Origin of the sequence: Vibrio sp. A8-1 (assembly GCF_013048685.1) — a bacterium.
Taxonomy (GTDB): Bacteria; Pseudomonadota; Gammaproteobacteria; order Enterobacterales; family Vibrionaceae; genus Vibrio; species Vibrio metschnikovii.
Genome location: NZ_VHTC01000005.1, coordinates 18249 through 38018, shown reverse-complemented (window position 1 = coordinate 38018; position 19770 = coordinate 18249). Strand labels below are relative to the sequence as shown.

The following is a 19770-nucleotide window of genomic DNA, read 5'->3' as shown; positions in this document are numbered from 1 at the left end:
ACCGAAGTAAAATGTAGGCATAGTTGTCCGTTTCGTTAAGATAGCGCAAGCGGCTAAGTTACCATTTTTAATTAAGTATTGAGGATTCATGGTTAAAGCAAAACGAGCCTATGTATGTAATGAGTGTGGAGCAGATTTTCCGCGCTGGCAAGGTCAATGTAATGCATGTGGGGCTTGGAACACCATTTCTGAAGTTCGTTTAGCCGCTTCCCCTCAAGTTGCTCGCCATGAACGATTATCCGGTTATGCGGGAAATGCCACGCAAACGAGTGTGCAAACGTTAGCTGAAATCAACTTACAAGAAGTGCCTCGTTTTAGCAGTGGCTTTAAAGAGTTTGACCGAGTGCTAGGCGGAGGTGTGGTACCAGGGGCTGCTATTCTGATTGGCGGCAGTCCAGGGGCTGGTAAATCGACGTTACTTTTACAGACCATGTGTTTGCTTTCTGCGCAGATGCCAACTTTATACGTCACTGGAGAAGAGTCATTACAGCAAGTTGCGATGCGTGCCGCCCGTTTAGGGTTACCCAAAGAACACCTGAAAATGCTTTCCGAAACCAACGTCGATCGTATTTGCCAAATTGCCGAGCAAGAGCAACCGAGAATAATGGTTATCGACTCGATTCAAGTTATGCACGTCGCCGATGTGCAATCCTCTCCGGGCAGTGTCGCTCAGGTTCGCGAATCGGCGACGGCCTTAACTCGCTATGCCAAACAAAATAATGTTGCGGTGTTTATCGTTGGTCATGTGACCAAAGACGGTACTCTTGCTGGTCCTAAAGTGCTTGAGCATATTATTGACTGTTCGGTTTTACTTGATGGGGGCGCTGATAGTCGTTTTCGTACCCTTCGTAGTCATAAAAACCGTTTTGGTGCGGTGAACGAACTGGGTGTGTTTGCAATGACTGGACAGGGACTAAAAGAGGTCAGTAACCCTTCGGCGATATTCCTGTCGCGTGGTGAAGAAGCGACCTCAGGCAGTTCGGTTATGGTGGTTTGGGAAGGCACCCGTCCGCTTTTAGTCGAAATTCAAGCATTGGTCGATTACTCTCAATTGGCCAATCCACGTCGTGTTGCGGTTGGCTTAGAGCAAAATAGGCTCTCTTTGTTACTGGCTGTATTGCATAAGCATGGTGGTTTGCAAATGGCCGACCAAGATGTTTTTGTCAATGTCGTTGGTGGCGTAAAAGTTACCGAAACCAGTGCAGACCTCGCCCTGTTAATGGCCCTACTGTCTAGCTTTCGTGATAAGCCGTTACCTAAAGATGTGGTGGTTTTTGGCGAAGTGGGATTAGCTGGGGAAATTCGTCCTGTGCCGAGTGGGCAAGAGCGTCTTAACGAGGCGCTCAAACATGGATTTAGCCGCGCAATTGTTCCAATGGCCAATATGCCCAAGGGTGGGATTTCTGGTATGCAAATTCATGGCGTGCGAAAACTTTCCGAAGCGATTGCCGCTTTTGATGAGCTGTGATAGCAAAATAAACAATGTGTATGTGTTTTTCGAAAGATTAGGTGTGATGAAACGGAGAGTTTTGTCGATATTTGCTCGCGTCTTGTGTGCGCATCACCTATATTTCATCAGCAACAGGTAGTCCTTGACTATTTTTTTTCAGCAAGCGATCGCAGGGGTATCAGTCTTGACAGATTATGCTATACTCTGCGCGCACTTTATACCTTATTAACAGAGTAAGACAATGGCAGATTTATCAAAATACAGAAATATTGGTATTTTCGCGCACGTTGATGCGGGTAAAACCACTACCACGGAGCGTATCCTTAAGCTGACTGGTAAAATCCATAAAATGGGCGACAGCCACGATGGTACTACAACCATGGACTTCATGGATCAAGAAGCTGAACGTGGTATCACAATCCAGTCTGCTGCGACTACCTGTTTCTGGAAAGACCACCGTTTTAACATCATCGATACTCCTGGGCACGTTGACTTTACAGTTGAAGTATACCGTTCTCTAAAAGTTCTTGACGGCGGTATCGGTGTATTCTGTGGTTCAGGCGGTGTTGAACCTCAATCAGAAACCAACTGGCGTTACGCGAACGATTCAGAAGTATCTCGTCTGATTTTCGTCAACAAACTTGACCGCATGGGCGCAGACTTCTTCCGCGTTGTTGGCCAAATCAAAAATGTACTTGGCGCTACACCACTAGTCATGACACTACCAATCGGTCGTGAAGATGAGTTTACAGGTGTTGTTGATGTACTGAGCCAAAAAGCGTACATCTGGGATGACTCAGGTCTTCCAGAGAACTACGAAGTAACGGATATCCCAGCTGATTTAGTTGACCAAGCGGAAGAATACCGTGAAATGTTGATTGAAGCGGCTGTTGAACAAGACGACGAGCTAATGATGGCTTACATGGAAGGTGAAGAGCCTTCTCTAGAAGACATCAAACGTTGTATCCGTAAAGGTACTCGTGAACTTGCTTTCTTCCCAACTTACTGTGGTTCTGCATACAAAAACAAAGGTATGCAACTTATCCTTGATGCGGTTGTAGATTACCTACCAAACCCAACAGAAGTTCATGAACAAGAGCTAACTGATCCAGATACTGGTGAAGCCACTGGCGAAGTCGCTAAAGTTTCTGTTGATGAACCATTCCGTGCTCTTGCGTTTAAGATCATGGATGACCGTTTTGGTGCATTAACCTTCGTTCGTGTTTACTCAGGTAAACTGAAGAAAGGCGATACCATTTTGAACAGTGCGACAGGTAAAACTGAACGTATTGGCCGCATGGTAGAAATGCACGCTGATGACCGTAATGAAATCGACTCTGCGCAAGCGGGTGACATCATTGCTATCGTTGGTATGAAGAACGTGAAAACTGGTCATACTCTGTGTGATCCTAAACACGAATGTACTCTTGAGCCAATGATCTTCCCAATCCCAGTTATCTCTATCGCGGTTGCGCCTAAAGATAAAGGTGGTTCTGAGAAGTTAGGTGTTGCACTTGGTAAAATGGTTTCTGAAGATCCATCATTCCAAGTTGAGTCAGACGAAGAGACTGGCGAAACTATCCTGAAAGGGATGGGTGAACTTCACCTAGATATCAAAGTAGATATCCTTAAGCGTACGCACGGTATCGATCTTATTGTTGGTGCTCCTCAAGTTGCTTACCGTGAAACAATCACGAAAGCTGTTGAAGATAGCTACACGCATAAGAAACAGTCTGGTGGTTCTGGTCAGTTTGGTAAGATCGATTACCGTATCAAACCAGGCGAGCCAAACTCAGGCTTCAAATTCACTTCAACTGTTGTTGGTGGTAACGTTCCTAAGGAATTCTGGCCAGCGATTGAGAAAGGTTTTGCAGGTATGATGCAAGAAGGTGTTCTTGCTGGTTTCCCAACCTTAGACGTCGAAGTTGAACTGTTTGATGGTGGCTTCCACGCCGTTGACTCATCTGCAATTGCATTTGAAATCGCAGCGAAAGGTGCATTCCGTCAATCAATGCCTAAAGCTGGCCCACAACTTCTTGAGCCAATCATGAAAGTTGACGTGTTCACTCCAGACGATCACGTTGGTGACGTTATCGGTGACTTGAACCGTCGTCGTGGTATGATCAAAGACCAAGAAGCTGGTGTGACTGGTGTTCGTGTTAAAGCGGATATCCCACTATCTGAAATGTTTGGTTATATCGGTTCTCTACGTACAATGACATCTGGTCGTGGTCAGTTCTCTATGGAGTTCTCACACTATGCACCATGTCCAGCTAACGTAGCAGAAACCGTTATTGCTGAAGCTAAAGCGAAAAAAGAGAAGAAATAATTCTTCACTTTAAGCGCTAAAAACGCCCCGAACAGTGAATGCTGTTCGGGGCGTTTTGTTTGCTGCGTTTTATGTTGTACAAGATGAAAAAGAGAAAAACTAAAATACCCCCAATCCTAACTGATGATAATAGGGGCAAAGTTTTCAGTAGTAAGATGGATCACTAAGTTTTTACTTTGATCATCGTTTTTCACTGTTCTAAAGAAGGACAGTTAGTGAGATTACTCTTCCCAAACCACGAGTTTGTCTTTAGGCCAATTCTGGCCAACGTCATGATATTTTTGCTCTAAGACATGACGTTTTATCTTTAGTGTTGGCGTAAGAATACCATTATCGATGCTCCACGGATCTTTGATCATCAATACGCCTTTTATCTGCTCATGAGATTCGAGTTTAGTATTCATTTTTTCGATAACGCGTTTCGTCGTGCGTTCATAACGCTCTCGATCAAAATCAGAGAAATTATGCGGTACAACCAAAAGTATCGGCGCTGGCAGCCCTAAGCCAATTAAACACAGCATTTCTACTCGGCTGTATTCATACAATTTTTTCTCAATGGGGACGGGAGAAACAAACTTACCCTTGGCTGTTTTAAACGTATCTTTGATTCGTCCTTGGATCGTAAGATAACCATCAGAGTCTATTGAACCTAAGTCTCCAGTGTGTAACCAACCTTGAGCATCAAAAGCTTCTTTGGAAGCAATGTCATTTTTGTAGTACCCAGAAAATACCCCTTTACTATGAACGAGTATCTCACCGTCATCGGTAATTTTTAAGCGAACTCCTGGTCCAGCATGGCCAACCGTTCCTATTTTATCGGCCCGGAAGGGGTAATTGATCGTACTGTAGGCAAATGATTCGGTCATTCCCCATGCTTCAGTAATATTTAAGCCAAGGCTGTGGTACCACTCTAACAAGGCAGGAGAGACTGGGGCTGAGCCACAACCAAGGACTCGTGCTTGATCTAACCCTAAACCATCCGCTAATTTGCGTTTAATTAAGCTATTTATAAAAGGGATTTTGAGCAGAATATTCAGCTTTTTCTGCGGAAGTTTGTCTTGAATACGCTGTTGGAACAAAGTCCATAGCCTTGGTACTGAGATAAACAACGTTGGGCGATGCATTTTCACATCTTCAATAAACGTATCAAGTGACTCGGGAAAAGCGGTTAAAACACCACCTTGAATTGACGTGCCAAGAATGTAAACACGTTCGGTGATGTGTGCGAGAGGCAAATAAGAAAACAGGCGATCATCTTTTTGAATACCGATTTGAGCAATCAATTGTTGTACTGCCCAAGCAAAAGCACCGTAGGTTAGCATGGCACCTTTTGGTACGCCTGAGGTTCCTGAGGTATAAACAATCGACATCAGTTTATCATCATAATGTTCAGGCCGTTCTTCACTTGGGGGATACTGAGCAATTAAGTCTAGATATTGATGGTGGCACGCTGGTGCTGAAGCGTAAGGTAGAGCGATACTGATCAGCTCTGGCATTTTAGCTAAAACTTGGGCGGTGGCTTTACTGTCGTCTAATTTACCGACAATGATTATTTTACTTTCACTATGACTCGCACAATATTCAATGGTGTCAGCGCCGGCAGTAGGGAAAATGGGCACACTGACATAGTCACCGAGCATGATTGCTAAATCACATATGAACCACTCGGCGCAGTTTTTTGATATAAGCGCCACTTTATCACCAGGTTCAGCCCCTAAGGCGCGTAGTGCTGAAACGAGACGTAGTGCTTGATCAGCGACTTGAGCGAAGGTGTATTCAACAAACTGCCGATTAATAATTTGTTTCAAGTAAACGTCGTTGGGGCGAGTTTGCGCCCAAGTTAAGATCATTTCATTAGGGGGGGGGAGAGCGCACTTAGTTTGACTTAGATTTGTTAACGGATTCATTCTCTAACTCCATGTATGAGGCAATGGCTATTCTATTTATGTTAAAATTTTGTAAATAGTAGCATGGCTATAGGAGTGATGAAGGTTAATTAACTCACATTTGTTAATGACAACAGAGTGATACCTCACAAAAATTACTCAAATTAAGACGCTGGGGATTCTCTATCTTTCGGATCGAGTTCTGGATAAGTCTCGCTAACCCGCTTTAAATAATCTTGATGATAACGCAGCGCGTTAACGCAGTGTTTATCTAGCTTACCGGATACGACCATTTTTTCTAGTTCCAACAAGGCAAATGGAACAGACCAAGCTTGTTTGTAGGGGCGATGGCTTGTTAGTGCATCGAAAATATTGGCGACAGCAATAATGCGAGCTGAGATAGGAATGGCTTCTTGGGTTAAGCCATAAGGATAGCCACTACCATCAAGAAACTCATGGTGGTAGGCAACAATCTCTTTGAGTACGGCGATACTTGGATGTTCTGGAGCGCCAATATCATCAATAATATCATTGATGATCTCAATGCCTTTTTCGATGTGTTGATTGAGTTGCTGTCTTTCATCCTGACCGAGTGAACAAGGTTTATTCAGTAATTCTGCCGGAATGGCCAGTTTGCCAATATCATGGCATTTAGAAAACTGGCTGATATTCTCTATTACCTCATCATCCAATTGGTAGACCGCTGCTACTTCTAGAGCTATGACACGCGCATAACGACTAATTCGTTCTTTGTGTTCTTTTGAATCTAACCAGTGTTCAGGCGATTTAGCGTTAATGGCTTTGGTTGCATTGAGTAGCGATTGAACCAAATCGTATTCTGAGCTGACGACAAAACGTACAATATCGATAAACGATTTGAGTTGTGCGTATTTTTCTGGACTAAAGGTATTTTTTTGTTTTGAATTTAAAAAAATAAAACCAATGAACGTTTGATCATGGTAAACCGGTAAGGTCATTGAGGATTGAAAACCTTGTTCAAATAACCATTGGCTATGTGGAGTGGTATGATTAACTTCGACTGAAATATCATTGAGATAGCGAACTTCAGCAGATTGTGCACACGCTTTTAAACTTGGCAGATTATCGAGCGAGAGTGAGTAATGGAGTAGCTCACTCCCTTGATTATCACTATGAGCATAAGTTTTTAACTCGTTGCTCTCTTCATCGAATAGAGCGAAGGAGATACGAGCGATATTTGGCTCTACCGTTAGCATCCGTTGATGGATATCGGTTAACTGTTGGTTGAGTGTGCCCACTTTAGCAAAGAAGCTGGGTTTTTCTCCTTCATGGTGCGTGTTCATGCGCCCTCCTTGCGGTGGTGTCATCATCGTCTCTAGTAAGTCTAGGCGATCCCTTAGAATTCACCTTGTTTGATGTGCAAAAAATCACTTCTTTTTGTTACAAAACGCCACGAATAAGTGCCGTTAACAAATAGAACATGACTAAACCAAGAATGGGCCACTTCATAATTTTAAGTAACCATAAACCGATCAGTAGTAAAGCAACGTCCCAAGCGTTGAATACTGCACTGATAAACACTGGTTGATAAAGAGCAGCGAGTAATAATCCGACTACAGATGCGTTGACTCCGGTGAGAGCACCTGAAACGGAGGGAATATTAGCAAGATTTTGCCAGTGTTTGAGCACGCCTAAAAGCAGTAAAAATCCCGGTAAAAAGACGCCGATGGTAGCGATGATGGCACCGGTGATCGGCGATGCGGGTAGCAAGTAGTAACCCAGATACGTTGCTAGTGTAAACATTGGCCCCGGTACCGCTTGAGCGGCGGCATAACCAGTAAGGAAAGTATCGCTGCTTATTTGATCGGCTAACAAATTTTGCAACAGAGGCATGACGACATGGCCGCCACCAAATACTAAGCTACCAGCATGAAAAAATTGTTCGAATAACATTAAACTCGCACTGGAGCTGACTAGCCATGGTAGGCCAAATAAAATCGCTACAAATAAAACTAAAGGCCACCACGTTGGTCGAAATGGAATGAGACTTGTCGTGGCAAACGGATTTTTTAGCCACTTCATGCCGATGATGGCAGCAAGGATTATGACCAAGATTTGCGCTAAGATACCGGGAAAACACAACAAAATGACCGCACTAAACAGACCTAAGCTGGCGGTAGTTTTTGTTCGGCAAAAGTTTTGATACATCCCCCATGTTGCCTCGGCAACGACCACGACAGCGAGCAGTTTTAATCCATGGATCAGTAGTGCATATTGTGATGTATCAAGCCAATAGCGGCTGAAAGTGGCGAGTAATACCATTAGTATGATCGAAGGGAGAGTAAAGCCAATAAAGGCTAAACCAGCGCCCGGTAATCCGCCTCTCTGATAGCCGATCGCGAAGCCAACTTGACTTGAACCTGGGCCGGGTAAAAACTGACTTAAAGCGACGATCTGTCCATATTGTTGATCGCTCATCCACTTCAATTTTTCAACAAACGTGTGTCGAAAGTAGCCAATATGCGCCGCTGGGCCGCCAAAACTTATCCAACCGAGCGTAAAAAAGCGTATGAATATTTCCCACATTTTGTTCATCGTCCCAAGCGCGAATTGAATATTTAACGAACCTGAGCAATCAGTTGATCGATGTGTTCAAGGTCAGTGGCGTTGACACCGGCTAAGTTGCCATATTTAGGCATGGACCGATCATTTTCCCATGGTGCTTGCCAGCCTAAGGTATGTTCGACAAAATGGCGAGCAAACGCCTCAGAAACTTCCAAACACCCGGCGAGCACGGTATCAACGTAAGTTTGGACAATCGGACTGCGTGGACAAGGGGGCTGATATTGTTCGGTGACATAGACCCAAATCGCTTGATCGGTTTTAAGAGGATGCTGACAGTCTATTTGTTGATGAGAAAGTGCGATACGTTGATATCCACGTTCTCGGCGATCAAATTCAGCCAATCCAGCCTCATCGATTTCGAGCAGTACGCCATTCACTTGGCCTTGTCCCGGGTTAACCACTAAAGGTGAAATCAGATAGCTATCATCCACTTTTCCCCAATAACGCACTAAACCATGAACAATCGCTGGAATCGCTTGTCCGGTTTGGCCTGTCAGTTGACGCGAAGCTGAGTTCATTAAGCTTCCGTAACCGAAAATATACATAGTGACTCCCCATTTAATTGGTTAAAAAACGCAAACGGCGCAATATCCAAAATTCCATCACAAAAATAGCAAGCAGACCAGCACAAAAGACCCCAAAAGCGATAGGAGAGTCAGTACCTGGTATACCTCCTACATTGACACCCAGCAGGCCCGTTAAAAAACTGGCAGGTAGAAAAATTGCAGCGATGACTGAAAATAAATAGGTATTTTGGTTCATTTTTTCAGCGTGATACTGACGCAATTCCCCTTTAATAATATCCAACTCACTCAGGAAAAAATCTAAGGTTTCATTAATCCGAGTAATGGTATTTACGCTATGTCGTAAGTTTAATTGCTTATGATTTGCCATCAATAGATTGGAGTTTTGATAATCCTCAAGCGCGTATTGCTGAGGTTTAATAAAGCGTTTGATTTTTAACAGTGCTTTATGGGTTTGGATTAAGGGATCGCTTAATTCGGTCTCACTTTCGAATCTAGTGATTTTCTCTTCGACGCTATCAAGATAGTCATCAATGTTTTTGCTTAAGCCATCAATAATAGTGACCAACACATCAGCAAGACTTTTCGGTCCATTGCCTTGTTGTAGAGCACTGCTAATTAAGTTGATGGTTTTTGAAGAAATTTTACGGCTGCTGATTAAAGCACCATGATAATAAAGAATACGCACACTGAGCATATCAGAAGGGTCGGCATTATCATTCAGGTTAACCCCTCGTAGAATCAGCAGAAAATGCTGTTCGTCGTACTGTTCAAATAGAGGTCGAGTATCTTCGGCGAGTAAACTATCGACGATAGAGAGAGGAATGGCATTATCGATTAGCCATTCACGCAACCCAGCTTTATCTCGTTGGCAGTGGTACCAGTGGTCCGCTTCAATTTTTTGGGGATGCAGAGAGAGTTGTATCGTAGGAGTTGTGGCAAAAGACCAATGATCGAGAAGAAAATCCATTGAGAATCCTTGTCCTTGATAAAATAAACCCAAGTGATGAGTTATCAACATCACTTGGGGAAAAGTGTTCATCGAATCAGAATAAACTAAAAACCACGCATCTGAATACGGCGTAAGAATTCTGTCATGATACGATCGTAGAGCAGATCGCCGAGAATCGCATCTTCAACTTGATGATCAATGCTCGGGTTATCATTGACTTCAATCACATAAACCTGTCCATCGATCTCTTTAAGATCGACGCCATACAGACCACTACCGATCAAGTTTGCCGCTTTTACCGCCACATCCACCACCGATTTAGGCACCTGCTTTAAATCGAAGGTTTCAAACCCACCCGATGAGACTCGGCCACTGCTGTGGTGCTGATAAATTTGCCAGTGTCCACGACTCATCATGTATTTACAGGCATAAATCGCTTGGCGGTTCATGACGCCAATTCGCCAATCAAAATCAGTCGGCATAAAAGCTTGAGCTAGGATCAGCGCGCTTTTGCTAAATAACGCATTGGCTTCTTTTTCAAGCTCTTGCTCATTACGAACTTTAACCACACCGCGAGAAAAAGCACCATCGGGGATTTTCAGCACCATAGGGAAATCCAGTTGTCCCATCAAGTAGCTTTTCCAATCGTTATCAAACCCTTGTACGATAACACTCTTAGGCGCAGGAACTTTATTACGTTGCAGTAACTCGGTCAAAAATACCTTATTGGTACATTTCATGATCGATTCTGAATCATCCATCACGATCAGGCCCATTTTTTCCGCTGTTTTCGCAAAGCGATAGGTGTAGTTGCTAATATTAGTGGTGGCGCGAATGAATAGGCCATCAAACTCGCCCAAACGCGACAAATCATCAGGGGAGATCAATTCTAAGTTCATACCTAAGCGATTGGCGGCGCGGCGAAAACGCTTCAATGCAGAAGGATCGGAAGGCGGCATTTTCTCCTCTTCATCGACCAACATCGCGATATCGTAGCGATACTTCTTCTCTTGTTTCGGTCTGCGCCAGATTTTACTTGAGAACAGCTCTAATGACTCAATGAAGAAATCTTGCTCACTGTCTTGCAGATCTTGAAAAGGGAATGGCGCAATACTGTGAATTTGCCATTGTCCCTGAATTTTGGTCATTTTCAGTTCAATCACTGGCACCATAAACTGTTCGAACAGGCGCTGAGCCAGTTTTTCTAGACCAGCTTCTGGTGTGCGTCCAAAGTAGATTTTACAGTGGATAGAGTCGATGTTTTTGCACAGCTTGTTAAGTTTTAAGAGTCCAGAGGACAGTAAAAACGGCTGGTTAATATCGTTAATTGCCATCACGCGTGGGATCACTCGATGTCCACGGGCTTCAGCTAACAGAGAGCAGTAATATCCCGTACTCATGTAATCATAATCGCGACAAAGGTTCACCACCTGTACGCTGCGCTGTGAAGCTTTCCAGTCAGCATCTAAATATTGATCAACGCTGACGACTTGTTCTGAAGGGAAATACTGTTGCCAGTCACTGGCCTGATCGGTCACGATTAAAAGGTTTGCCATCGCTATATTCTTCCTAAATCAATAGGTCTATTATTGAGTCACAATCTTGCCAACCACTCTTTTCATCCTGTAAGGACGTCGTATGGACTTTCGTCTTGCGAAAAGTACTGATCTCGCTGCGCTTAATGCGTTAGAACAACAGCTGTTTGATGGAGATAAAATTTCTCCTCGTCAAATGAAGCGTTTTTTACATTCTAGCCATTCGGTGATTTTTGTCGCCGATTCCGGTACGGAGTTAGCTGGATATGCATTGCTACTATTTCATCAAGGTACACAGCTCTCAAGGTTGTATTCGATTGCCGTTAAACCTGATTTCAGAGGACGGAGGATTGCTCAAACGTTAGTTGAACAATGCGAGCGTGCTGCTCTTGATCAAGGTTTCACTACATTACGGCTAGAAGTTCGTGAAGACAATATAGCAGCAATAAAATTATATGAAAAAATGGGTTATCGCACTTTGAAGTGTTTGATCCATTATTACGACGATTTATGTGATGGTCGTCGGATGCAAAAACGTTTAACTCCTCATGGACCTAAAATTTTGCTACCGATGCCCCTTTATGTGCAAACCACACCCTTCACCTGTGGTGCCGCTTGCTTATTGATGAGTTTCTCTTGTTTACGACCCTCTTTTGAACTGAGTCGCACTCAAGAGCTTCAGTTATGGCGAGAAGCGACGACGATTTTCATGGCGGCGGGACACGGTGGCTGTAGTGGCCAAGGCTTAGCGTTAGCAGCAGCGAAACGAGGTTTTCATGTCGAGTTATGGAGCCAATCACAAAGTACCCCTTTCATTGATAGTGTCCGAGATCTCAATAAAAAACAGGTGATTGAGTTAGTGCATCTGGATTTTTGTGAGCAATTGGCTCATCAAGATGTGGCGATGATTGATGCACCACCCACTCAGGAGCAACTGGAAGCGTGGGTGACACAAGGGGCTTGCGTATTATTGTTGATTAGCACCTATCGGTTTGATGGCAAAAAAGAACCTCACTGGATCATTTTAAGTGGCATGAGTGAAAAGTTTTTCTTTTTCCACGATCCTCATGCGGAATCTGAACAGCATGCGATGGCTTCGGCGTATGTTCCGGTTGGTAAAAAAGCCCTGTCTCAGATCATCGGTTTTGGTAAGCAAAAGCAAACCGCTTGTGTGGTGATTAGCCCAGCCAATATTGCCCGTTAATTCGGTTCATCAGCGAACAATAGTGCAATAACAAAGGCTAGCTGACGCTAGCCTTTGTTTGGATAATCGAACGGGTTAAGCCGTTGAACTCATTGGATGAAACTCAGTTATTGCTATGCAACTCACTGTTTAGCTCAACCGCTGATTTATTGGCTAAACACTCGATTTGACCGGTGATCGAATTGCGGCGGAATAACAGGTCAGAGACACCTGCTAGCTCGCGTGCTTTGATGATCTCAACTTCTTGACCTTGGTTATCGAGCATGCGCACTTTGGTGCCAGCAGTGACATACAACCCTGACTCTACCGTGCAGCGATCGCCAAGTGGGAAACCAAGACCGGCGTTGGCGCCAAGTAGTGAGTTTTCCCCAATCGATACCACGACTTTGCCGCCGCCAGATAAGGTGCCCATGATTGACGCACCGCCACCAATATCAGAGCCATTACCTACAACAACCCCAGCGGAAATTCGTCCTTCCACCATGCTGACGCCGGTGGTACCCGCATTAAAGTTGATAAAACCTTCATGCATGACAGTCGTCCCTTCGCCAACGTGTGCGCCAAGACGAACGCGAGCGGTATCAGCAATGCGCACACCACTTGGGACAATGTAATCGACCATTTTCGGAAACTTATCGACACAATCGACGCTCAATTGACGTCCGGCAAGGCGAGCTTCGATTTGACGCTCGGCAAGCTCTGGCAAATCAATCGGGCCCTCATTGGTCCAAGCAATGTTATGCAATAGACCAAAAATGCCATCCAGTACTGTACCGTGTGGTTGCACGAGACGATGAGAGATAAGCTGTAGTTTTAAAAAGCCTTCAGCGATTGAGCTTGGTTGTTGATCGCTAGCGAGCACCACCAAAATCAGTGGTTGAGTAGACAGCGCGGCTTTGCTGGCAAAAGCGGCATTGTCCGCTTGACCATGAGTCGCAAAGGCATGAGCCAGTTGACCGCATTGCTCTGGTAAGATCTCAACTACTTGATTCCCCGATTGATAATTGCAAATATCAGCTAATACTTTGATTAAATCATCACTTGGATTTAGAACTGGATGAGGGAAAAATGCCTCAATGATTTTTCCGTCACGATTGAGTGTGGCCGTACCAAAGCCTAGGGCAAAATTCGCCATTATGAGTTCTCCATTTTGGTGGTGTCAATTTCGTGGTCAATGACCGTAAGATGATCGTTATCTTAAAGAGAGTTTTATTCAGAGGAAAGGTGCAATACGTTATCCGTCCATCGAACGATATCGTCTGTCTTTTTAGCGATAGATATCCTTTCTAGGATAAAAAACCGCTGCTAGGCAGCGGTCAGAGTCAGTTAAGCAGCATCGTCGACAGAGTCATCACTCTCGACCGCTTTCGGTTTTTTCGGTGGCGTAGGCTTGCGCTTGGCACCGAGCGCGACCAGCACGTCTTCTTTGTTCTGTGCCAAGAACAGCGCTAACTCTTCTTGTTTACTTTCATCTTCAATCAGAGCGCTTTTACCTAATAATTCGAACAGCTCATCTGCCATATCGAGCATTTTGTCATAAGCATCAGCTTCGGCTTTCGAGGTAAAAGTCATTTTCTCTTCTCCGTTGCGCTCCACCACGTACTTAACGATGACGGCCATGGTTCATCCTCTATGTTGTGCTAAATAATTACTGGCTTTTTATACAGTTTTTATTCAATAAAGTCTAGATGAAGCCATCAAACTGAGAGGCTAGGCATTGGATTGATGACAAAAGGCGATAAAGCTTTTCAACAGCGGACTTTGGTACTTTTCTTTATGCACCAACACCCAAAAACGCCGTTGCATATCGAGAGGGACAGTCAGTTGCTTGACTCGCCCATCTTGTAACGCGCAGTGGGCCGCCAGCTGTGACAGGCAGCCGAGGCCTAATCCAGCTGAGACACTGTTAATCAATGCTTCGGTGGTATTGAGCTCGAAACTCTCTTGCCATTGCTCAATGCGCGGCGCGACGACGCGCATAAAAAATTCTCGAGACCCCGAACCGGCTTCCCTTAGCACCCACTGGCTCTGTTCAAAATCGCTGAGCGTTAACGTTGATTTTTTGGCGAGCGGATGATCAGGGGCGCAGATAATACACATTTCATCTTGACCAAATTGACGCGAAATCAATTGGGGATGCAGGGTCTTGCCCTCAATCAAAGCAACGTCTAACTCATAATCGACCAGTTTTTGACAAATCAGTGCTGAATTAGAAATAAATAGGCTTTGTGCATGATGATCGTATTGGGAGCGAAAGGCGCTAATTAAATAAGGCGCTAACTGGTTGCCAATCGTGTCACTGGCTCCAATCCGTAATTGCCCAGCGAGGGTATTTTGCTGATCAAACAGATGATGCAGATCTTTGGCGCGTCCCAGCAATTCATCGGCCAAAGGCAATAGTTTTTGCCCTTCTTGATTAAGGATTAACCGGTTGTTGACTCGATCAAACAGCGCATGTCCTAAGTGTTTCTCCAATTCCGCTAAAGCTGAACTCACCGCTGCTTTAGAGAGAAACAGAGCGTCTGCGGCTTCGGTTAGCGTTTTGTGTTGGGTGATGGTCATAAACACATTGAGTTGTTTGAGCGAAATCGGGCTGGTCATAGGTTGTTTAGTTTTATCGAACGTGGGTTATAAATAATCAGATATATTCAAACATTAAGCAAGGGTATCATGCGCGTATTGCGATAATAAGCCGGGTTGAGGTGAGTATGATTCAAGCAGCAAAAACAAAAGTGATGGGAGCGCCCACTCCCATGGCAGGATTGGCATTAGGTATTGCCAGTTTAGGTTGGAGCTGGGAAAACCTTGCCAATTTACAAGGCTACGGTCAGTGGCTTGGCGCTGCGCTAGCCAGTGTGTTATTGATTGTTTTAGCGTTTAAGTTTCTCTTGCATAATCATTTACTCCGCCAAGATTTGGCGCACCCTGTGGTGGGCAGCGTCGTGCCGACTTTTGCCATGGCGTGTATGGTGGTATCTCATTCGGTGGGCCAATTTTCACCATTTTTCGGTGATGGACTGTGGTTACTGGCGGTGTTGCTGCATGTCATTTTCTTGGTGAGCTTTGTTTATCATCGTGCTAAAGCGTTTGAACTGCATCATATGGTGCCGAGTTGGTTCGTGCCACCCGTGGGGATCATTGTGGCTGACGTGTCATTTTCTGGTAACCCGCTATTGGCTCCGATTGCTCATGCAACCTTAATCTTTGGTATGTTGGCTTACGCGGTGATGCTACCGATGATGATTTATCGTTTTATGTTTACCCATCAAGTGCCAGATGCGGCTAAACCCACCTTAGCGATCTTGGCAGCGCCAGCGAGTCTCTCTTTGGCGGGTTATTTAACGGTTACCGCTGAGCCTTCCCCTGTGATCATTGCTTTACTGTTTGGTATTGCGGTGTTGATGACGGCGATTATTTACCTCGCGTTCACTCAATTACTGCGTTTACCTTTTAGCCCAGGTTATGCCGCGTTTACCTTTCCAATGGTGATTGGTGCCACGGCGCTGTTTAAAACCGCTCATTGGATGGAAAGCGTCAATATCGCCCCTCATTATGTACAGCAGATACATGCGCTTGCCAGCTTTGAACTGATTGTGGCGACCGTGGTGGTTGGATACGTAGCACTGCGTTATCTGATGTTCTATTTTCCAGCTCGTTCATTGGCTGGTCAGGCGGGATAATCGTCATGCATTAGGGTTAACAGACCCGAGGAAAGTTATCCAGTTAACGGCACTTATGCTACTCTCAACCCTTATTAAGGGCAGAGTAGTGTGAGTGCATTGTGTTTACCGTTTATCATTCGAATAACGTTGAAATCCTCAAAACGCTGTTAGTGCAGTTGATCAAAAACGACCCGTTAGCGCACCCGTTTGACAAAGAAAAAATCTTGGTACAAAGCTCGGGCATGTCGCAATGGCTAAAGATGGCGTTAGCCAAAGAGCTGGGAGTGGCTGCGAATCTTGAGTTTCCATTACCGGCCAGTTTTATTTGGGAGATGTTTACCCAAGTCTTGCCTCAGGTACCACAGCGCAGTGCATTTAATAAAGAAGCAATGACGTGGAAGTTAATGCGTCTGCTGCCAAACCTACTCACTCATCCACAATTCACTGCCCTGCAACGCTATCTTGAGCGAGACGACGATCACTCTAAGCTATACCAATTGGCAGAGAAAATTGCCGATATTTTTGATGGTTATTTGGTGTATCGTCCGGATTGGATCGCTCAGTGGGAAGCGGGGGAGGTCGTTAAAGAACTCGATGACGAGCATCCTTGGCAGCCAATATTGTGGCAAGCCTTATATCAAGACACTGTCTATCAAGGTCAGTCCCATTATCATCGTGGCAATCTGTATCAAAGCTTTATTGAGCAATTGGCAGAGGGGGCATTAGATACCCGTCTGCTACCCAAGCGGTTATTTATTTTTGGTATCGCCTCTCTTCCTCCCCGTTATCTTGATGCACTAAAGGCATTAGGTGAGCAGATAGATGTCCACCTAATGTTTACCAACCCTTGTCAGCACTATTGGGGGGATATTCGCGATCGAAAAACCCTCGCTAAGCTGGACAGTCGACAGCGTAAAACTTTAGCGTTACAAGCCAATGCAATCCACGTTGAAGGTCAGCGATCGCCACTGAAAGGAGGCATTGAAGCGAATCTTGTTGATGAGCAGCATAACGAAGCTTCGGTCGGCAATGGTTTATTAGCCTCGATGGGCAAATTGGGCCGTGATAATCTCTATTTGCTGTCGCTATTGGATTGCGAAGAGCTGGAGCTGTTTATGGCCCCTGCTCGGGATAGTTTACTGCATCACCTGCAAGCGGATATTTTGCATTTAGAAGAACATCAAGATGATCAGCAACTTGATAATAGCCTGCACAAACAGGTCATCGAGGTTGATGATTTTTCTCTCTCGCTTCATGTCTGCCATAGTCCAATGCGAGAAGTGGAAGTCTTGCACGATCAACTGCTGGCCATGTTTGATGCTGATCCAGATTTAAAACCGCGTGACATTATTGTCATGGTGGCGGATATCAATGCTTATAGCCCAGCGATTAGCGCCGTATTTGGCAATGCGCCTGGTGAGCGTTATATCCCTTATGCCATTTCAGATCGCACAGCCGATCAAGAAAGTCCTATCTTAAGTGCATTTATGCATTTGGTTAGTTTGCCAGAATCACGTTGCTTAGCCTCAGAGTTACTGGAGTTACTCGAAACGCCAGCGATGATGGCTAAGTTTGCGCTTAATGAGCAAGAGTTCGCGCAAGCAAAATTATGGGTAGAAGCGTCTGGGATTCGCTGGGGGCTAAATGCTCGCACGGCAGATCAATTTGAACTGCCGCCAACCGAACAAAATACTTGGCAATTTGGCGTTGAGCGGATGTTACTCGGTTATGCTATGCCGCCCTCTGCGGGCTTATTTGAGCAAGGCGAACTGGCTTTAGCGCCTTACAATGAAGTGCAAGGATTGAATGCGGAGCTGGCGGGCAAATTGGCGCATTTTATTCAGCGAGTAAGTGATTACCGTGAGCGGCTCGCCAACACTCAGAGTATTGAACAGTGGCGAGCGCTGTTAGGGGAGCTACTGGATGACTTTTTTGTGGTTGATCTGCAAGGTGAGCTGGCGCTGAAATCGATTCGCGATACCTTAGCGCAATTAAAACAACAACTGGCGGATGCTAAATACGATCAAGCACTGGCACCGAGTATCATCATCCAGTATCTACGCAACAAATTATTAGGTACACGAGTCAGCCAGCGCTTTTTGGCAGGACAAGTGAACTTTTGTACCTTAATGCCGATGCGATCGATCCCCTTTAAAACGGTGTGTTTATTGGGCATGAACGATGGCGTGTATCCGCGAACCATGCCGAAAGATGGTTTTGATTTAATCAATGGACGTCCACGAGCGGGGGATCGCTCGCGGAGAGATGATGATCGCTACCTATTTTTAGAGGCGTTGCTCTCGGCACAAAAAACGTTGTACATCAGTTACGTTGGTCGTTCGATTCAAGACAATACTGAACGTGTCCCTTCAGTTTTAGTCGCAGAGTTAATGGAGTATTGCCAACAAAATTACTGCTTGCAGGGCGATCAATCGTTGAGCAGTGATCGGTCGGCGGAACGATTGGTTGATGCGTTAACCACAACTCATGCCATGGTCCCGTTCAGTCCAGACGCATTTTTGACCCAACCCGGCAGTTACGCTAAAGAGTGGCTACCTGCGGCTAATCGTCAGGGACAATCCCGTGGTGAATTTAATCGTGCGCTCAGTGATTACTTAATTGAGGCAACATATCCTCTGAATTTAGAGCTTGTAGAGCTACAACGTTTTTGGCGTTTGCCAGTGCAATACTTTTTTAATCGCCGACTGAAAGTCACCTTTGAAGCGCCGCAGCCAGTGATGGAAGATGCAGAGCCTTTTACTTTGGATGGGCTAGAGAGTTATCAATTACGCGATCAACTCCTTGATGTTTTTCTTGAGCAGCCGAATTCTGAACATGCGATCGAACGTGTATTGGTTGAGCAGCGGGCGCAGGGTAAATTACCGATCGGTGCCTTTGGCGAGCTAGAATTTGAGACTAATCGTGCTCAAGCTCAAGCGCTAGCGGAGAAAATCGGTTTCTTATGTCACTCACCACTTGATGATCAAGAGATCAATCTGCGTTTTGATTTATTCGGTGAGGGCAAATCGGTTCAACTGACTGGCTGGCTGACTAAGAATTATCAAGCTGGATTAATGCGTTATCGCAGTGGTGCGATTCGTGCTCAGCATTATCTCGCGGCGTGGATCGATCATCTTGCTCTTGCTGCAATGGGAATCAATAAACCGACTCATGTGATTGGTTACGATCGCAAACAAGGCGTGCAGCACTGGGTTTATCCCCCCATCGCGGATGCTGATCACGCCAAGGCATTACTGACGGAGTTAGTGCGTTTATTTTATCAAGGCATGACCGAACCGTTGGCGTATTTTCCTAATACCGCATTAGCCAGTATTGAAGCGGGGTTTAGCCGTGGAAAGTGGGTCGATGATCGCGAAAAATCATTGAAAAAAATGGCGGAGACTTTTCATGATGGCTATATGACTCGTGGTGAAGGCAGTAATGTTTATATTGCGCGTATTTGGCCACAATGGCATGAAGAGTTAGCTGAGCAAGTCCGGTTATTGGCCAGTTTAGTCATTCAAGGACCCAGACTTGCGGCTCAGCAAGCGGCAGATGTTGAGCATTAATGGGATGATGCAAAGCCAGCTTACGTTTAGATCGTTATTGGGGTTTCGTCTTACA

The 19770-nt window shown here is 45.1% G+C and carries 14 protein-coding genes; 5 read left to right on the top strand and 9 right to left on the bottom strand.

What is annotated here, in order from left to right; translation table 11 throughout:
• The first annotated feature begins 88 nt into the window (after window positions 1–88).
• Window positions 89–1468, top strand: a complete 1380-nt coding sequence (radA, locus tag FKN93_RS03880; protein ID WP_004395905.1) for a DNA repair protein RadA — start codon at window positions 89–91, stop codon at window positions 1466–1468.
• Window positions 1469–1691: 223 nt separating this feature from the next.
• Window positions 1692–3779, top strand: coding sequence for an elongation factor G (gene fusA / locus FKN93_RS03875; RefSeq protein WP_004395904.1), 2088 nt, complete (start codon window positions 1692–1694; stop codon window positions 3777–3779).
• A 221-nt stretch (window positions 3780–4000) separates the two neighbouring features.
• Here the strand turns inward: fusA and FKN93_RS03870 are convergent, their stop codons facing one another.
• The 6 genes from FKN93_RS03870 to FKN93_RS03845 all read right to left on the bottom strand — a co-directional run bounded on the left by FKN93_RS03870 (window position 4001) and on the right by FKN93_RS03845 (window position 11301).
• On the bottom strand, window positions 4001–5686 hold the full coding sequence (locus tag FKN93_RS03870) for an AMP-binding protein (protein ID WP_170904538.1): 1686 nt from the start codon (window positions 5684–5686) through the stop codon (window positions 4001–4003).
• Between the two features lie 143 nt (window positions 5687–5829).
• On the bottom strand, window positions 5830–6987 hold the full coding sequence (locus FKN93_RS03865; RefSeq protein ID WP_170904537.1) for an HD domain-containing phosphohydrolase: 1158 nt from the start codon (window positions 6985–6987) through the stop codon (window positions 5830–5832).
• A 97-nt stretch (window positions 6988–7084) separates the two neighbouring features.
• On the bottom strand, window positions 7085–8230 hold the full coding sequence (chrA, locus tag FKN93_RS03860; RefSeq protein ID WP_170904536.1) for a chromate efflux transporter: 1146 nt from the start codon (window positions 8228–8230) through the stop codon (window positions 7085–7087).
• A gap of 32 nt (window positions 8231–8262) precedes the next feature.
• On the bottom strand, window positions 8263–8814 hold the full coding sequence (locus FKN93_RS03855) for a gamma-glutamylcyclotransferase family protein (RefSeq protein ID WP_170904535.1): 552 nt from the start codon (window positions 8812–8814) through the stop codon (window positions 8263–8265).
• Window positions 8815–8827: 13 nt separating this feature from the next.
• Entirely contained in the window at window positions 8828–9763 is a 936-nt protein-coding gene (locus tag FKN93_RS03850) for a zinc transporter ZntB (protein ID WP_170904534.1), read from the bottom strand.
• Window positions 9764–9849: 86 nt separating this feature from the next.
• Entirely contained in the window at window positions 9850–11301 is a 1452-nt protein-coding gene (locus FKN93_RS03845; protein WP_004395898.1) for a RimK family protein, read from the bottom strand.
• A gap of 82 nt (window positions 11302–11383) precedes the next feature.
• On the opposite strand from FKN93_RS03845, the gene FKN93_RS03840 reads away from it, so the two are divergent.
• Window positions 11384–12484, top strand: coding sequence for a GNAT family N-acetyltransferase/peptidase C39 family protein (locus tag FKN93_RS03840; RefSeq protein ID WP_158144225.1), 1101 nt, complete (start codon window positions 11384–11386; stop codon window positions 12482–12484).
• 103 nt (window positions 12485–12587) lie between these two features.
• Here FKN93_RS03840 and dapD read toward each other — a convergent pair whose 3' ends face one another.
• From dapD to FKN93_RS03825, 3 genes are all read right to left on the bottom strand, one after another.
• Window positions 12588–13619, bottom strand: a complete 1032-nt coding sequence (dapD, locus tag FKN93_RS03835) for a 2,3,4,5-tetrahydropyridine-2,6-dicarboxylate N-succinyltransferase (protein ID WP_170904533.1) — start codon at window positions 13617–13619, stop codon at window positions 12588–12590.
• A gap of 191 nt (window positions 13620–13810) precedes the next feature.
• Window positions 13811–14104 (bottom strand): YebG family protein, encoded by a 294-nt coding sequence (locus tag FKN93_RS03830; RefSeq protein WP_004395895.1) that lies wholly within the window; start codon window positions 14102–14104, stop codon window positions 13811–13813.
• Between the two features lie 90 nt (window positions 14105–14194).
• Window positions 14195–15085 (bottom strand): LysR family transcriptional regulator, encoded by an 891-nt coding sequence (locus FKN93_RS03825; RefSeq protein ID WP_170904532.1) that lies wholly within the window; start codon window positions 15083–15085, stop codon window positions 14195–14197.
• A 107-nt stretch (window positions 15086–15192) separates the two neighbouring features.
• Between FKN93_RS03825 and FKN93_RS03820 the strand changes: the two genes are divergently transcribed.
• Both FKN93_RS03820 and recC read left to right on the top strand, forming a co-directional pair.
• On the top strand, window positions 15193–16164 hold the full coding sequence (locus FKN93_RS03820) for a TDT family transporter (protein ID WP_161425836.1): 972 nt from the start codon (window positions 15193–15195) through the stop codon (window positions 16162–16164).
• 101 nt (window positions 16165–16265) lie between these two features.
• Window positions 16266–19715 carry an exodeoxyribonuclease V subunit gamma gene (gene recC, locus FKN93_RS03815; RefSeq protein ID WP_170904531.1) on the top strand — a complete coding sequence of 1150 codons (3450 nt, stop codon included), beginning with the start codon at window positions 16266–16268 and terminating at the stop codon, window positions 19713–19715.
• Window positions 19716–19770: the final 55 nt, after the last annotated feature.

What these genes read in the sequence shown, in the direction of transcription:
- FKN93_RS03830 (WP_004395895.1), bottom strand. Translation starts at nt 14,104, where the DNA reads ATGGCCGTCATCGTTAAGTACGTGGTGGAGCGCAACGGAGAAGAGAAA.
- dapD (WP_170904533.1), bottom strand. Translation starts at nt 13,619, where the DNA reads ATGGCGAATTTTGCCCTAGGCTTTGGTACGGCCACACTCAATCGTGAC.
- FKN93_RS03840 (WP_158144225.1), top strand. Translation starts at nt 11,384, where the DNA reads ATGGACTTTCGTCTTGCGAAAAGTACTGATCTCGCTGCGCTTAATGCG.
- FKN93_RS03820 (WP_161425836.1), top strand. Translation starts at nt 15,193, where the DNA reads ATGATTCAAGCAGCAAAAACAAAAGTGATGGGAGCGCCCACTCCCATG.
- FKN93_RS03865 (WP_170904537.1), bottom strand. Translation starts at nt 6,987, where the DNA reads ATGAACACGCACCATGAAGGAGAAAAACCCAGCTTCTTTGCTAAAGTG.
- FKN93_RS03870 (WP_170904538.1), bottom strand. Translation starts at nt 5,686, where the DNA reads ATGAATCCGTTAACAAATCTAAGTCAAACTAAGTGCGCTCTCCCCCCC.
- FKN93_RS03845 (WP_004395898.1), bottom strand. Translation starts at nt 11,301, where the DNA reads ATGGCAAACCTTTTAATCGTGACCGATCAGGCCAGTGACTGGCAACAG.
- FKN93_RS03850 (WP_170904534.1), bottom strand. Translation starts at nt 9,763, where the DNA reads ATGGATTTTCTTCTCGATCATTGGTCTTTTGCCACAACTCCTACGATA.
- fusA (WP_004395904.1), top strand. Translation starts at nt 1,692, where the DNA reads ATGGCAGATTTATCAAAATACAGAAATATTGGTATTTTCGCGCACGTT.
- radA (WP_004395905.1), top strand. Translation starts at nt 89, where the DNA reads ATGGTTAAAGCAAAACGAGCCTATGTATGTAATGAGTGTGGAGCAGAT.
- FKN93_RS03825 (WP_170904532.1), bottom strand. Translation starts at nt 15,085, where the DNA reads ATGACCAGCCCGATTTCGCTCAAACAACTCAATGTGTTTATGACCATC.
- FKN93_RS03855 (WP_170904535.1), bottom strand. Translation starts at nt 8,814, where the DNA reads ATGTATATTTTCGGTTACGGAAGCTTAATGAACTCAGCTTCGCGTCAA.
- chrA (WP_170904536.1), bottom strand. Translation starts at nt 8,230, where the DNA reads ATGTGGGAAATATTCATACGCTTTTTTACGCTCGGTTGGATAAGTTTT.